10 protein-coding genes are annotated in these 14,623 nt (G+C 41.7%); 9 read left to right on the top strand and 1 reads right to left on the bottom strand.

What is annotated here, in order from left to right; all coding sequences use genetic code 11:
* The first annotated feature begins 6 nt into the window (after window positions 1–6).
* The 6 genes from IE222_RS06580 to iolD all read left to right on the top strand — a co-directional run bounded on the left by IE222_RS06580 (window position 7) and on the right by iolD (window position 7,179).
* Window positions 7–981 (top strand): aldo/keto reductase, encoded by a 975-nt coding sequence (locus tag IE222_RS06580; RefSeq protein WP_191270969.1) that lies wholly within the window; start codon window positions 7–9, stop codon window positions 979–981.
* Between the two features lie 30 nt (window positions 982–1,011).
* Window positions 1,012–1,776, top strand: coding sequence for a sugar phosphate isomerase/epimerase family protein (locus IE222_RS06575; protein WP_191270967.1), 765 nt, complete (start codon window positions 1,012–1,014; stop codon window positions 1,774–1,776).
* A gap of 52 nt (window positions 1,777–1,828) precedes the next feature.
* Window positions 1,829–2,632 carry a 5-deoxy-glucuronate isomerase gene (gene iolB / locus IE222_RS06570; protein WP_191270965.1) on the top strand — a complete coding sequence of 268 codons (804 nt, stop codon included), beginning with the start codon at window positions 1,829–1,831 and terminating at the stop codon, window positions 2,630–2,632.
* Window positions 2,633–2,695: 63 nt separating this feature from the next.
* Entirely contained in the window at window positions 2,696–3,673 is a 978-nt protein-coding gene (iolC, locus tag IE222_RS06565; RefSeq protein ID WP_223282612.1) for a 5-dehydro-2-deoxygluconokinase, read from the top strand.
* Between the two features lie 3 nt (window positions 3,674–3,676).
* Window positions 3,677–5,161, top strand: a complete 1,485-nt coding sequence (locus tag IE222_RS06560; protein ID WP_191270962.1) for a CoA-acylating methylmalonate-semialdehyde dehydrogenase — start codon at window positions 3,677–3,679, stop codon at window positions 5,159–5,161.
* 83 nt (window positions 5,162–5,244) lie between these two features.
* Window positions 5,245–7,179, top strand: coding sequence for a 3D-(3,5/4)-trihydroxycyclohexane-1,2-dione acylhydrolase (decyclizing) (gene iolD, locus IE222_RS06555; protein WP_191270960.1), 1,935 nt, complete (start codon window positions 5,245–5,247; stop codon window positions 7,177–7,179).
* Between the two features lie 62 nt (window positions 7,180–7,241).
* Here iolD and IE222_RS06550 read toward each other — a convergent pair whose 3' ends face one another.
* Window positions 7,242–10,781, bottom strand: coding sequence for a bifunctional 2',3'-cyclic-nucleotide 2'-phosphodiesterase/3'-nucleotidase (locus IE222_RS06550; protein WP_191270958.1), 3,540 nt, complete (start codon window positions 10,779–10,781; stop codon window positions 7,242–7,244).
* A gap of 629 nt (window positions 10,782–11,410) precedes the next feature.
* On the opposite strand from IE222_RS06550, the gene IE222_RS06545 reads away from it, so the two are divergent.
* The 3 genes from IE222_RS06545 to IE222_RS06535 all read left to right on the top strand — a co-directional run bounded on the left by IE222_RS06545 (window position 11,411) and on the right by IE222_RS06535 (window position 14,583).
* A complete protein-coding gene (locus tag IE222_RS06545; protein WP_191270957.1) occupies window positions 11,411–11,863 on the top strand; it encodes a NanQ anomerase/TabA/YiaL family protein in 453 nt (150 codons plus the stop codon).
* Window positions 11,864–11,866: 3 nt separating this feature from the next.
* Complete coding sequence (locus IE222_RS06540) at window positions 11,867–13,543, top strand: FAD-binding protein (protein WP_370465015.1); 1,677 nt, start codon at window positions 11,867–11,869, stop codon at window positions 13,541–13,543.
* Between the two features lie 128 nt (window positions 13,544–13,671).
* Entirely contained in the window at window positions 13,672–14,583 is a 912-nt protein-coding gene (locus tag IE222_RS06535) for a dihydrodipicolinate synthase family protein (RefSeq protein WP_191270953.1), read from the top strand.
* Window positions 14,584–14,623 lie beyond the last annotated feature (40 nt).

Raw genomic sequence — 14,623 nt, 5'->3', positions numbered from 1 at the left:
AAAAGAATGAAATATTTATCAGTTAATGGAATCGTAAATAACCAGCAAGTTCCAATAAAAGTATCACAGCTTATCTTAGGATCGGGCGATTTATTTCGATTCGACCCGGCTGCCGTCACGGCATTGTTGGACACTTTTATCGAAATCGGCGGAAACACGATAGATACTGCCCATCAATATATTAAAGGCGAAGAAATCATTGGACAGTGGATGGCGAAAAGGCAAAACCGTGAGAAAATTACCATTTTAACAAAAGGGGCTCATAACGATGATGGTGAACCCGGTAAACGTGTGAACCCTAAGTCAATTACCAAGGATTTGATGGAAAGCCTGGAACGGTTACAAACATCGTATATTGATTTATATGCCCTTCATCGTGATGACGAGGATGTTGAAGTTGGACCAATCGTGGAGATTTTGAACGAGCATATACAAGCGGGACGTATTAAAGCAATCGGTACTTCGAATTGGACAACAAAGCGTTTAAAAGCGGCAAATGATTACGCTAAGGAGCATAATCTGGTGCCATTTACCTTTAATAGCCCCAACCTGAGTCTAGCGAAATGCAATAAACCGCGCTGGCCGGGCTGCGTTTCGGCTGATGAGGCGATGGTGCAATATCATGAGGAACATAAATTGCCGTTATTATCATGGTCCTCACAAGCGGGCGGGTTTTTCTCGGGGTACTTTACTCCTGAAAATCGCGAAAATGAAGAAATGGTGGAAGTCTATTATTCTACGGAAAACTGGGAACGATTCGACCGGGCTAAGCAGCTTGCCGGAAAGCTTGGTGTGACACCGATTCAAATTGCACTTGCCTATGTATTGAATCAATCCTTTCCAACGGCAGCAATCATCGGGCCTGAAAAAGTAGCCGAGCTGTTATCCTCTTATGAGGGGGCAGGATTAGCGCTTGACCAGGATTTAGTGAATTGGCTTGATCTAAAATCAGCTGCAAAACCGGTTCTATTACAATCTTAATCTTAAATCAAAAAAGGGATGATGAGCGAGATGAAGCATAAATTTGCGGCACAGCTTTATACATTGCGCAATGAACTTCAGCAGGACTTTCCAGGTGTTTTAAGAAAATTAAAAGAAATGGGCTGGGAAGCTGTTCAAATTGACGGTCTATTTGGCTACAAGGCAGAGGAAATTGCGGCTGTATTGAAAGAAACGGGTTTAAAGGCAGCCGGCATGCATATCAGCCTTGACCGGATGAACAATGAACTGAAATCAGTTTTAAGAGAAGCTGACCTTTTTGGAACTACCGATTTCTTTTGCCACTACCTGGAGGAAGACTATCAAAATATTGAAGGGTACAAACGGGCAAAGCGTGAACTGCTTGAAGTCGCCAGAAAAGTATCGCCATTAGGCTATCGGGTTGGCTATCACAACCATGACTTCGAATTCAAGACGGAAATTGCCGGAGAATATGCCCTTACCTATTTATTAAAGCCAGAAGGCAACCAATTTATCATTCCGGAGATTGATACGTATTGGGTTAAAAAAGGCGGAGAAGACCCGCTTGAATATATTAAAAAATATCCGCATCGCATGCCTATTTTACATTTTAAAGATATGACCAATGATGATAGACAATATTTTGCAGAGGTCGGCACAGGCAGCATCAACTTCGAACCGATTCTTCAATGGGGTGAAGCAAACGGTGTCGAGTATTATTGCGTCGAACAAGATTATTGTCCTGGAAGCCCCTTTGATAGTTTAGAAACAAGCCTTAGGAATCTAGAAAAGATGGCGAAAAAGCTAGGCCTTTAAGCGTTTAGCTTTTTGAAGGCAGCTTTCTAGTAGTTAGAGAGGCAGGGAGAACATGTCAAAACTTATTGTTAGTCCAAAAAATAGAGATGAACAAGGAAATTTATTATCAGTAAGTCCCGAAACCGCGGGCTGGAAATACGTTGGATTTGAGGTCTATCAATTGAGGAAAGGGGAAGTGTTAACAAGGGAGACGAATCATCAAGAAGCCTGCCTTGTCTTACTAAGCGGGCTCGCCAATGTGAAAACGAATCAGCAGACATTCGAACAAATTGGGAAAAGAATGAACGTCTTTGAAAAAACCCCCCCTTTCTCGGTTTATGTTCCATGCAATGATTCCTATCAAGTCCAGGCCTGTACAGATGTAGAATTGGCAGTTTGTTTAGCTCCCGGAAATAGTGATTTTGAAGCAAGATTAATCAAGCCTGAAGAAATTGGCTGTGAGCAGCGCGGCAGCGGACATATGTCCCGGACAGTACATAATATCCTGCCCGAGCTGGAACCTGCTCAAAGCTTATTGGTTGTCGAGGTGTTTACACCTGCAGGGAATTGGTCGAGCTATCCGCCTCATAAACATGATCAGGACAATTTGCCAAAGGAATCCTATTTAGAAGAAACCTATTATCATAAAATTAATCCTACAAAAGGATTTATCATGCAGCGAGTTTATAATGACAGGCGTTCGCTGGATGAGGCATTAATTGTAAAAGACGGAGAGGTTGTCCTTGTTCCGGAGGGTTACCATCCTGTCTCAGCCCCTCCGGGTTATGAGTCCTATTATTTAAATGTGATGGCAGGTCCGATTCGAACCTGGAAATTCCAAAATGACCCGGACCATGAGTGGTTATTTAATGCTTAACTGAAGTGCATGGTGAAGGAGGTTTGTAAGGTGAATCATATTCAATTTCCCGCTGACCGAAAGATGGATTTTATCGCAATTGGCCGATTATGCATTGATTTAAATGCAAATGAGATTAATCGTCCAATGGAGGAAACAAGAACATTTACCAAATATGTGGGCGGCTCCCCGGCAAACATTGCAATCGGTGCAGCACGGTTAGGGGTAAAAAGTGGTTTTATCGGTAAAGTTTCTAATGATCAAATGGGACGTTTTATTACGCAATATTTAACAGATCATCAAATTGATACAACGAATATATCCGTCGACCGGACGGGCGCCGTAACCGGTCTTGCATTCACTGAAATCAAGAGCCCGGAGGAATGCAGTATTTTAATGTACCGAGACAATGTGGCGGATTTGAAATTAGCACCTGGTGATGTGTCAGAGGAATATATTAAACAGTCAAAAGCCCTGTTAATATCAGGAACGGCGCTGTCTGCCAGCCCATCAAGGGAAGCTGTTTTTCTAGCTTTAGAGTATGCTAGAAAGCATAGTACGGTGGTGTTCTTCGATTTGGACTACCGGCCTTACAGCTGGGCATATACTACAGATCCTGCTATTTATTACAGCTTGGCAGCCGAAAAATGTGATGTCATTATTGGAACGCGTGAAGAGTTTGATATGATGGAGCAATTTACCGGCAACCCTGGGTCAAATGATGAAGTTACGGCCAATAAGTGGTTTGGCTGTAATGCTAAGATTGTTGTCATTAAACATGGTTCGAATGGTTCGTTTGCCTATACGAAAACAGGTCAAGTATTTAAGGGCAGTATTTTTAAAACAAAGGTGTTAAAAACATTTGGTGCTGGCGACTCTTATGCTTCAGCTTTTATTTACGGTTTAATGCAGGGATGGTCAATTGTTCGGGCCATGGAGTTTGGCAGTGCTTCGGCATCAATTGTCATCTCCAAACATAGCTGTTCTGATGCCATGCCAACCGTAGAAGAAATTGTAGAGTTTATTGCAGGCAGCCGGAAAGAAGAGCAAATTTCTCCTTGAAAAATGTCATTTGAAAAGCAGGAAAGGGAGGGAAAGCAAGTGACGAAAGTAGTAAAGAACTATATTGCAGGTGAGTGGCACGAATCGTCCGCAGGAAAAACAGAACCAGTATATAATCCCGCAACGGGTGAGGTAATTGCCCAAGTACCTATTTCGACAAAAGCAGAAGTTAATTTAGCTGTACAAGCAGCGAGTGAAGCCTTTCAGACATGGAAGGAAACGCCTGTACCAAAACGGGCGCGTGTTCTATTTAAATATCAGCAGCTACTGGTAGACCATTGGGATGAATTAGCCAAATTAATTACCATTGAAAACGGAAAGAATTTCAAAGAGGCTTACGGTGAAGTGCAGCGGGGCATCGAATGTGTTGAATTCGCTGCTGGAGCACCGACGCTTATGATGGGAAAGCAGCTTCCTGACATTGCTTCCGATTTGGAATCGGGGATGTATCGTTATCCAATTGGGGTTGTAGGCGGAATTACACCGTTTAATTTTCCGATGATGGTTCCATGCTGGATGTTTCCGCTTGCGATTGCCTGTGGCAACACCTTTGTGTTAAAGCCTTCTGAACGGACGCCGCTCCTTGCCTGCCGGCTTGCGGAACTTCTTGAGGAAGCAGGACTGCCAAAGGGTGTATTAAATATTGTTCACGGTGCCCATGATGTGGTTAACGGCCTGCTTGAACATAAAGACGTTAAAGCGATTTCCTTTGTTGGCTCACAGCCTGTTGCAGAATATGTGTTTAAAACAGCTTCTGCCAACTTAAAACGTGTTCAGGCACTTGCAGGGGCTAAGAATCACACGATTGTGTTGAATGATGCTGACCTGGATGTTGCCGCGAATCAAATTATTGCAGCTGCTTTTGGTTCTGCTGGTGAGCGCTGTATGGCCTGCTCTGTTGTGGTGGCCCAAGAGGGTATTGCCGATGAGCTTATTGAAAAACTTGTTAAAGCGGCTGATGATTTAGAAATTGGCAACGGTTTAGAAGAAAGTGTATTCTTAGGTCCCGTGATTCGTGAAGGACATAAAGAGCGGACATTATCGTATATCGAAAGCGGAGTAAATGAAGGTGCAAAATTACTCCGTGATGGGAGAAAGGACGAGCATGCCAAGGCTGACGGCTATTTTGTCGGACCGACTATTTTTGATCATGTCACCCGAGATATGAAAATTTGGCAGGATGAAATTTTTGCCCCAGTTCTTTCTGTTGTTCGCGTCGGCACACTTGATGAAGCAATTGAGTGGACGAACCAATCACGCTTTGCTAACGGTGCCTGCATCTTTACAAAAGATGGCGGGAATGTTCGCCAATTTCGTGAAAAGATTGATGCCGGCATGCTGGGGGTTAATATCGGAGTACCAGCGCCAATGGCATTCTTCCCGTTTTCCGGGTATAAAGATTCCTTCTACGGAGATTTACATGCCAATGGTTCAGATGGGGTTGAGTTTTATACCAGAAAGAAAATGATTACCACCCGCTGGACATAAAAAGGGAACACGGCCGGACAGAAAAACGCTATCGTTCTGTCCGGTATTTTTATAAGGAATATTAATAGAAAGGCAGTGGTTTTATGGATACAGTACGTTTGACGACTGCGCAGGCGCTGGTTAAGTTTCTTAATCAACAATATATTGAAATAGATGGACACGAAGATAGGGTTGTCCGTGGGGTTTTCTCAATTTTTGGACATGGCAATGTGTTAGGGCTTGGGCAGGCGCTTGAGGAGAATCCCGGTGAGCTGGAAATTTACCAAGGACGAAATGAACAAGGAATGGTTCATGCGGCTGCAGCGTTCGCTAAGCAAAAACTGCGCAGGCAGATTTTTGCCTGTACGTCCTCTGTTGGACCCGGTGCGGCTAATATGATTACCGCTGCAGCAACGGCAACGGCAAATAATCTTCCCGTTTTATTGCTGCCAGGCGACACATTTGCCTCAAGACAGCCTGACCCGGTCTTGCAGCAAATTGAACAAGTTCATGATGCTTCCATCACCACCAACGATGCATTTCGTCCGGTCAGTAAATATTGGGACCGAGTTAATCGCCCGGAACAGCTGATGTCGGCACTGCTAAATGCGATGAGGGTATTAACAAACCCAGCTGACACCGGTGCAGTAACAATTGCCTTGCCGCAGGATGTTCAAGGGGAAGCGTTTGACTTTCCAACGTCATTCTTTAAAAAACGTATACACCGGTTGGAGCGGAGAGTACCAACAAATGAGGAACTCAGTGATGCTTTCCAATTAATCGCTAGGAAGAAAAAACCGCTGATTATTTGCGGCGGCGGTGTCCGTTATTCGGAAGCAGCAGAGGCACTAAAGCAATTCGCTGAAACGTTTTCTATTCCTTTTGCTGAAACACAGGCAGGGAAAAGTGCGATTGTGAGCGGACATCCGCTGAACCTTGGGGGCATTGGCGTGACAGGTAATTTAGCGGCAAATACAGTGGCGAAGGAAGCCGATTTAATTATCGGTATCGGGACAAGATTTACTGATTTTACCACAGGTTCGAAACAGCTTTTTCAAAATGAGGCTGTTGAATTCCTAACCATAAATGTTTCAGAGTTTCATGCTGGAAAGCTTAATGCTGTAAAAATAGTAGCCGATGCAAAGAAGACCCTGCTCGACTTACAAGCGGCATTACAGGAAGCTGATTATCGATCCAGCTACAGTTTGGAAATTAAGGATGCTAAGAAAGCGTGGGAAAAAGAGCTTAATCGTCTATGCCAAATTCGCTATACTAAAGAACATTTTAAGCCAGAGATTGCAGGCCATCTTGATGAAACACTGCCTGAATATGCTGAAACGATTGGCTGCACTTTAACACAGACCGAGGTATTGGGTGAAATCAATAGGCTGATTGATGAGGATGCGATTATTATTGGGGCTGCTGGAAGTCTTCCGGGAGACTTGCAAAGAATGTGGATTTCAAAAAGTGTTAACACCTATAACATGGAGTATGGATATTCCTGTATGGGATATGAAATTTCCGGTGCTTTAGGGGTGAAAATTGCTGAACCAGAAAAAGAAGTTTACTCAATGGTTGGGGACGGCAGTTTTTTAATGCTCCATTCCGAGCTCGTTACCAGTATCCAAGAGGGGAAAAAGATCAATGTATTGCTTTTTGACAATGCTGGTTTTGGTTGTATCAACAATCTGCAAATGTCAAATGGCATGGGCAGTCTTGCCACAGAGTTTCGCAAGCGGGATCCACAAACCGGAAAGCTTAGCGGTCCATTGCTAAAAATTGATTTTGCCCAATGTGCGGCTGCGTATGGAGCAAAGACGTATACTGTTTATACGCTTGATGATTTGAGAACGGCGATTGAGGATGCTAAAAAGCAAACTGTCTCAACGTTAATTGATATTAAGGTCCTGCCAAAAACGATGACAAATGGCTATGAAGCCTGGTGGAATGTCGGAAATGCAGAGGTCTCAAAAAATTCGGAAATTCAAGAGGCCTATCGAAATAACCAAAGTATCTTAAAAACAGCACGGCAATACTGATTATAGTAACATAAAAGACCTGCCAAGTATGGCAGGTCTTATTAATTAGAGCATGACACTAATTAAGGCGTTACTTTCAAAATTCGGCCTTCTGCTTTGTATTCAAATGGTCGCGGTAGTGTTTTAACAAATTCAACTGTTGCCTCGAGGTCCTCTGGTCCAATTTCTAATCCCTCTGAAAGTGCACCGATGCCGTATTTAGCATTGCCGTACATGTAGTTGTTGACGACAACAGAATATTCCTTGGCTGAATCAATTTTGCTGCCATCTGGTAGGTAAATGTCGACCACTTTCCCGGTTTTCGCAACAGGGTCATACGTATAGGTGTACTTGAAACCGGCAATATGGAAGTCGAGACCGCGCTCGGTAATTTGATTGTTTAATACTTCTCGTAAATCCGCACCGCTAAGATTCACTTTATTTAACACGTTTCCAAATGGCTGGATAGCAAACAAATCACCAAAAGTGACTTCACCTGCGTCAAGCGGTGAGCGTACTCCGCCGCCGTTCATTAACGCAAAATCAGAATTCATCGCCGCTTTCATCCCATCAGCAATTAAATTTCCTAGACCGTTGTCACCAAACTCACTGGCAGTTGAAGGATACCCTTTTTCAAGAGCTGTTAAATTATTCCCCACAACCTCTGCCTTCATCGGTGCTACCAAGTCTTCATATTTTTTCATAATTGCTGAAACAGCCGCATCCGGAATGTAGTCGGATTGAAAAACTGTGACGATTTCTGCTTGTTTTTTCAAAACGTCACCTGTTACAGGATTTAGCTCAAGATCCACATCTGAAAAGGCCGACCCGTAGGAATAAGCTTGGACGATTAACTTGTTATCTACCATTCTATTGTTATAAACATGGTTATGGCCCGCAAAAATGACATCGACTTCATCATCAATATTTTCCGCAATCCTTGATGCATCAAATTTATCCGTATAGCCAGTTTGGGCTGCAGGATTATGTGCTAACACAACAATCGCTTTAACACCTTGCTCCTTTAGCACATTAGTATATTTGTTAATGGCTGTCGCTTCATCGGTAATCTGAAGGTTTTCATTCCCTTTGGTCACAATCATTTCAGGTGTTTCCTGTGTGATAACACCGATAAAACCGATTTTAACACCCCCGACTTCTTTTATCACATAAGGCTTAGTGATTAATTCACCTGTAGATTTGTCATAAGCATTTGCCGCGACAATTGGGAAGTTCATCCCGTCGTAACCTTTTGTGCCTTTTCTGTCTGGATGTTCACCGCCGTCAATCATCCGGTGCAGTTCCGCGATGCCTTCGTCGAATTCATGGTTTCCAAGTGTACCTACATCAAATCCCATTGCTTCCATCACTTCTACAGTCGGCTCATCTTGAAAAAGGGCGGAAATGAGCGGGCTTCCGCCAATCATATCACCTGCGTGTACCAGCAGTGTATTTTCATTTGTGGCTTTGCGCTGTTTTACAGCCGCAGCAGTATATTCCATGCTTCCAGCAGGCTTGCCAGCTACTGCTGTATCGGTATCAAGCTGGCCATGCAAGTCATTTAAGCCAAGAAGCTGAACCTTCACTGGGTCAGTGCTAAGGTCTAATTTGAAAATTCCAAAACCAGCGCTGTCCGTTTTTCCAGTATAGGAAATATTGCTGCCTTCTTTAAGGTATTTTTCTGCCACAGGTGAAGTTGTAAAGGTTACATTAACATCGCCGACGATCGGAGCAATCGACCAGTTTTGATCAGCTGTAGGTGTGATTTCCTTAACCTCAGAAATATAATCCATTAAAATTTGCCGGTTTTCATCTGCCGAGTCGACAACAAGTTCACTGCCCTTTACACCAGGGAAGTTTCCGCCGCCGCCAGCGCGATAGTTATTTGTCACAACGATAAAGTCCTGATTAGGGTCGACCGGCTTACCGTTATAGGTTAGGCTCACGACACGACTTGAATTTGGATTAACAAGTTTCCCGTCTTTATCATATTTCGCTGGAGCAGTAACATCAATTTGATATTGCACCCCATCAATCACGTCAAAGTTATAAACAGGGAATCCCGGATTCAATAACGGCTGTTCCTCCGTTTTATTAGGGTCAATGGTATTAAACTTGCCGGCAGACATTTCAATCCATTCTTTAACCACTGAACCTTTAACTTTGACAGCCTTCAAGGTATTGTCATATAAATATAAGTCGCCTGCACTGCGGATAGTTAAGTCGCCTTTTTCGATTTCCGTATATTCAGCGACACCGTTACGTCCAGCCTTAAACGGTGCACCGACAGAAAGTATTGGCAGGTCTTTGTATTCTGGCTTGCTTTGAGCGATATATTTTTCTACATACCATTTTTGTGCATTTGTGACGACTTGAATCGAAGGGTCATCCTGTACAAGCGCAAAATAGCTGTAAATGTCATCGGTTGTTTTACCAATTGGCGTGTTTACGTATTTTACGGTTGCTTCATGGTCTGCTTTCACAGCATCCACAATAGATTGAACAGGCTTTACCTGCGTTGGTGCATAAATTTCGCGTGTAGATGATTGTGAATCGGCAACAGACCATTTGCCTTTAATTTTTACAAGGTCTAGGTCGATGATTCCCAGGGAACCGCCGCCATAGCCTGCTTGTACGGCTGGAATCCCGTTAATGGTTCCTCTTTGATTATCAACCCCAGGAAGAGGCTTATCGTCTTGACCTTTGAACAGCCCATCAAGTGCAGCGTCCGTTGCTGCCGGGAATAATTTATGGGTATGCGAGAAGGTAATGGCATCAATTCCTTGTACCTCACTTAAGCTGTAAATAACATCTTCCGTGTTGTCTTTATTGCCGCTGAAGCCGGAGTGTGTCATCGCTATGATGATATCCGCTCCTTCTTCACGCATTTTGGGGATGAACTTTTTAGCAGTTTCAACAATATGCTTGGTGATGACCTTTCCGTCTAAATTGGCCTTGTCCCACTCGTTGATTTGCGGAGGTACGAAGCCAATAAAGCCGACTTTAATAACGTGATTTTTCCCTTGTTCATCAACGACCTTTTTGTTGATGATTCTGTATGGGGTAAATCTATTTTGGTCATTATCAGGATTATTGTCATGGTCATCAATATAGACGTTTGCATTGACAAATGGGAAATTGGCATCATCATAGGCTTCCTCGAGAAAATCGAGCCCATAATTAAACTCGTGATTTCCTAATGTCGCCATATCATAGCCCATTTGATTCATTGCTTTGAAAACAGGGTGAACCTCTCCGTCCTTCAGCGGGTCAATTTTTGCAACATACGTTCCAAGCGGCGTTCCCTGGATCAGGTCGCCGTTATCGACTAATAGACTGTTGTCAGCTTCTTTACGAGCCGCGTTGATAAGTGCAGCGGTGCTGGCCATACCGACTTTTAAATATTCAGCATTTTTGTAGTAGTCATAGTTTAATAGATTCGTATGCATGTCCGTTGTTTCCATTAAGCGTAATTCTACAAGAGATGTTGGAGCGCCCTTTTGCGGCGGCGCTTTTTTGGCTGCACTGGCAGATTGCGCTAAAAAGCCGGGAGAAGCTAGTAAAAGTACGGCTAACGATGCTGATAATAGTTTCTTTGAACTACGGGTTTGTTGCTTTTTCAAAACCGATTCACCATCCTGGTAAAAATAGTATTTTTTTACTGCATGAAAAAAAGCGGAATCCCCCATAAAAGAACTAGGCAATAATACACTTAGTAGAGAACGACGTGTCAAAGTATGGCTTCGAATACTAATTCGTTCTTTATTAAGTAAATATCTTTCGTTTTTTAGTGGTATTCTACTATTTTTTAATAAAATTCTTCCTTTTTAAGGTCTTACTTCCACATCATAAAAAAAATCCCACTTTTCTGTAAGTGAAGGAAGTCTTAGGTAATAATACCGATATCTTTTAGTACCGCGTTAATGCACAAATATGAAAATTAATGGATATTTTAGGATATTTGTGGAAAAAGATCGGACGTTTTTCTTATTATTTAAGAAAAAAATGCTTTGGAGAAGATATATGAATCATTTTACCCTAGTTATAAATGAAATTTTAGTAACCCAGGCAGTGATATGAACAGTGGTGTTGACTAAAAGAAATTGAACGTAGTAGCAGTACTTTTAAAGGTAATTTTTTTCTATATTTTAAAAAATGAAGAAAATTATTTACGGTTAATTTTTAATATACTATAATTTTTTTGAAAATGCATACATTAAACAAAAATTAGACCATAAAGGAGTCCTCAAGTATGATTGTCGATCATTTTAGTCATTTTGATTTTTACAGAGGGATGAATAAGAAATTTGATCAGGTTTTTGCGTATATCCAGCAAACAGATTTTGAAACACTAGAGCCAGGCACCTATGAACTGGATGGAAAAGAGCTTTTCTTTAATTTATTTGAATATGAAACCAAATCTGAAGAGGAGCGTATTTGGGAATCACATAAGAAATATGTTGATATCCATCTTATTTTGGAAGGTCAAGAATTTATCGGTTATGAGCTGTTTGACAGAATGAGCATGAAAGAGGCTTACCATGAAGACGATGATTATTATCTAATGGATGGCCCGCTACAATCAATGAACAAATTGGAAAAAGGTGATTTTGCCATCTATTATCCACAAGATGTTCACAAGACCGGAATTATGGTAAATGGCCCGGAAAAGGTCAGAAAAGCAGTCTTTAAAGTTAAGTTATAGGATGTGGAACCATTGCAGATAAAAGAAGTTATTTCGACTGATGTATTGGTAGTAGGCAGCGGACTCGCTGGTTTGAAGTCTGGTATTGAGCTTGCCAAGGCAGGAAAAACGGTCATCATGTCGACAAAAACCCAGCTATGTTCCGGATCCAGCTTTTTTCCGCTCAAGGCATCGCTTGGTACGCAAATCACAAAGGATGATGCGGATAAGGAAGTATTCCTACAAGATATAGAGGATGTCAGTCATCATATGCATGACCGAGAAATGGCAAAGATCTATATAGAGGAGATTCGTGATCGGGTTGAAGAGTATGAAGAAATAGGGATAAATCCGTATAAGCTTTCGGAGGACCGTAAGGCATGCTTTGCAAATCACGCCAGAACTATTTACATGCTGCGAGATTGGAACAAGATCCGCGAAAACGTTCGAGACATTCTGGTGGAATATCCTAATCTATCCTTGTGGGAAAGATCAGCTGTCATTTCGTTAATCAAGAAGGATGAAAAGGTGGCCGGTGCGTTTCTGTTAGATAAAAATAATGATCTTTTTATGATAAAAAGCAAAGCAGTGGTACTAGCGACAGGCGGTTTTGGGAATATCTATAAGCATAATCTAAATCCCCATGATGTGGATGGATCGGGACATATTCTTGCACTCGAAGCAGGGGCAAGCCTTGTAAATATGGAGTTCATTCAGTTTATTCCCGGAATTACCACTCCCAAATATAAAACCCTATGGGGTGAGCATACGCTGAATTATTGCCAAGATTTTGTCGATGAAGAGGGAAACAGCATTTTAGATGGCGTTCTTCCAGAAGGGCTTTCTAAAAAGGAGTGCTTGAAAATCAGAAGTACCCATGGGCCGTTTACAAATTCTTTACCATCCAAATATTTTGATATCGCCATGATGAAGGAAATTATTCGAACAAAAAGTGAAGCCGGATTTGAACTGATCTATGACCCATCCATTTATGAAAATGAAGGCGATTTCTATACAATTTATTTGGATTGGCTTAAGGAAAGAGGCATAAATCTCGTTACAGACCGCATTAAAATTGCTCCGTTTGGCCATGCCTCTAACGGCGGTGTAAAGATTGACAGCTATGGAAGAACGGCTGTTCAGGGGCTTTACGCAATCGGTGAACTGGCGGGCGGAATAGAAGGAGCTAATCGGCTTGGCGGAAATTCAACCGGATCATGCATGGTGTTTGGAAAAAGAGCAGCGCAAAGCTGTCTAGAGTATGTGAACAGCCATAATTTTATTGATATCAATGTGGAAGATGAAATCAGCCAGTTACATCAAGTCATACAGAAAGCTTCGGCAAAAGCGGAGCATTCCTTGACCCCGAATGAAGTAATTGAAGCGATTCAAGAAATTATGTGGTTTTACGGGAATGTTATTCGAGATGAAAAAAACCTTCAAGCTGCAATGGGAAAAATTGAAGAATTAAAGTCAAAGTATGATATGTGGAGTTTTGTAAATAATGGAAGTGAACAAAAAAGCGCCTTTAAAGCGAGGAATTTTATCATTCTGTCTTCGATTCTTTTACAAGCAATGCTGGAAAGAAAGGAAAGCAGAGGTGCGCATTACCGTGAAGACTTTCCGACGGAGAATGAGGACTATAACAAGAGATTGTTTGTTTCTTTAAAGGATGATAATTTCCAGCTAGCATTTCAATAATACTTTAAATTAGTGGAAATTTTTTTCATAATTAAAAATATGGAGAAAATAATTTACAAAGAAATTTGAATGTGTTATATTTTTTTTGTAAACGGTAACATAAAAATTATTTTCAGGTGGGGACAAACATGACCGTAGAAAAATTTAAAGGAGTTTTTCCTGCATTTTATGCTTGTTATGATGAAGCAGGTGAAATTTCAGAAAGTCGTACAATTGAGCTTTGTCATTATCTGTATGAAAAAGGTATTAACGGACTTTACGTAAGTGGAAGTTCAGGAGAATGTATTTACCACAACCTTGAAGAGAGAAAAGCAACGTTGAAATATGTTGCAGAAACTTTAAGAGGGAAAATAACATTAATTGCCCATGTAGGTGCACCTTCAACCCGAGAGAGTGTTATTTTAGCAAAATACGCTGAAGAGCTTGGGTATGATGCGTTATCAGCGATTCCGCCAATCTACTTTCGACTTCCGGAAAGCGCTATCTTCAACTATTGGACGGAAATTATGGATGCAACAGAATTGCCGTTTATTATTTACAATATCCCGCAAACAACAGGATATAGCCTTTCAATCAACCTTTTTAGAAAGTTAAAGGAAAATAAAAAGGTAATCGGTGTGAAAAACTCCTCTATGCCTGTATTGGATATAGAACGTTTTAAAGCAGAGGGCGGCGATAACTTTATCGTTTTTAACGGCCCGGATGAACAGTATATTTCCGGCCGATTAATCGGTGCAGATAGCGGGATCGGCGGTACTTACGGCGCCATGCCGGAGTTATTTTTAAAAGCGGAAGAGTTTGTGAAGTCAGGAAATTTTGAACAAGCTGGTAAGATTCAACGAGATATAAACGATATCATTATTGCTTTATGTTCGCTTAATGGTTCTATGTACTCGGTTATCAAAGAGGTTTTAAAATTAAATGGCATCAACATCGGAAGTGTAAGAGGTCCGCTTGAACCAGTTACTGGTGAGGATCTGGAAAAGGTTAAAGACATTAAACAGATGATCGATAACGCCATCCAGAAATATGTGAAGTAATAAAAATAATTAATATACCGATACCGATATAAAGGAGGAC

The sequence above is a fragment of the Neobacillus kokaensis genome (genome assembly GCF_014656545.1).
In the GTDB taxonomy this organism is placed as follows: Bacteria; Bacillota; Bacilli; order Bacillales; family Cytobacillaceae; genus Neobacillus; species Neobacillus kokaensis.
This window is presented reverse-complemented; position numbering and strand designations above follow the sequence as displayed.

Excerpts from the sequence above, each read along its gene's own strand:
- iolB (WP_191270965.1), top strand. The coding sequence starts at position 1,829 with ATGTCAAAACTTATTGTTAGTCCAAAAAATAGAGATGAACAAGGAAAT.
- iolD (WP_191270960.1), top strand. The coding sequence starts at position 5,245 with ATGGATACAGTACGTTTGACGACTGCGCAGGCGCTGGTTAAGTTTCTT.
- IE222_RS06575 (WP_191270967.1), top strand. The coding sequence starts at position 1,012 with ATGAAGCATAAATTTGCGGCACAGCTTTATACATTGCGCAATGAACTT.
- IE222_RS06560 (WP_191270962.1), top strand. The coding sequence starts at position 3,677 with ATGTCATTTGAAAAGCAGGAAAGGGAGGGAAAGCAAGTGACGAAAGTA.
- IE222_RS06535 (WP_191270953.1), top strand. The coding sequence starts at position 13,672 with ATGACCGTAGAAAAATTTAAAGGAGTTTTTCCTGCATTTTATGCTTGT.
- IE222_RS06580 (WP_191270969.1), top strand. The coding sequence starts at position 7 with ATGAAATATTTATCAGTTAATGGAATCGTAAATAACCAGCAAGTTCCA.
- iolC (WP_223282612.1), top strand. The coding sequence starts at position 2,696 with ATGGATTTTATCGCAATTGGCCGATTATGCATTGATTTAAATGCAAAT.
- IE222_RS06545 (WP_191270957.1), top strand. The coding sequence starts at position 11,411 with ATGATTGTCGATCATTTTAGTCATTTTGATTTTTACAGAGGGATGAAT.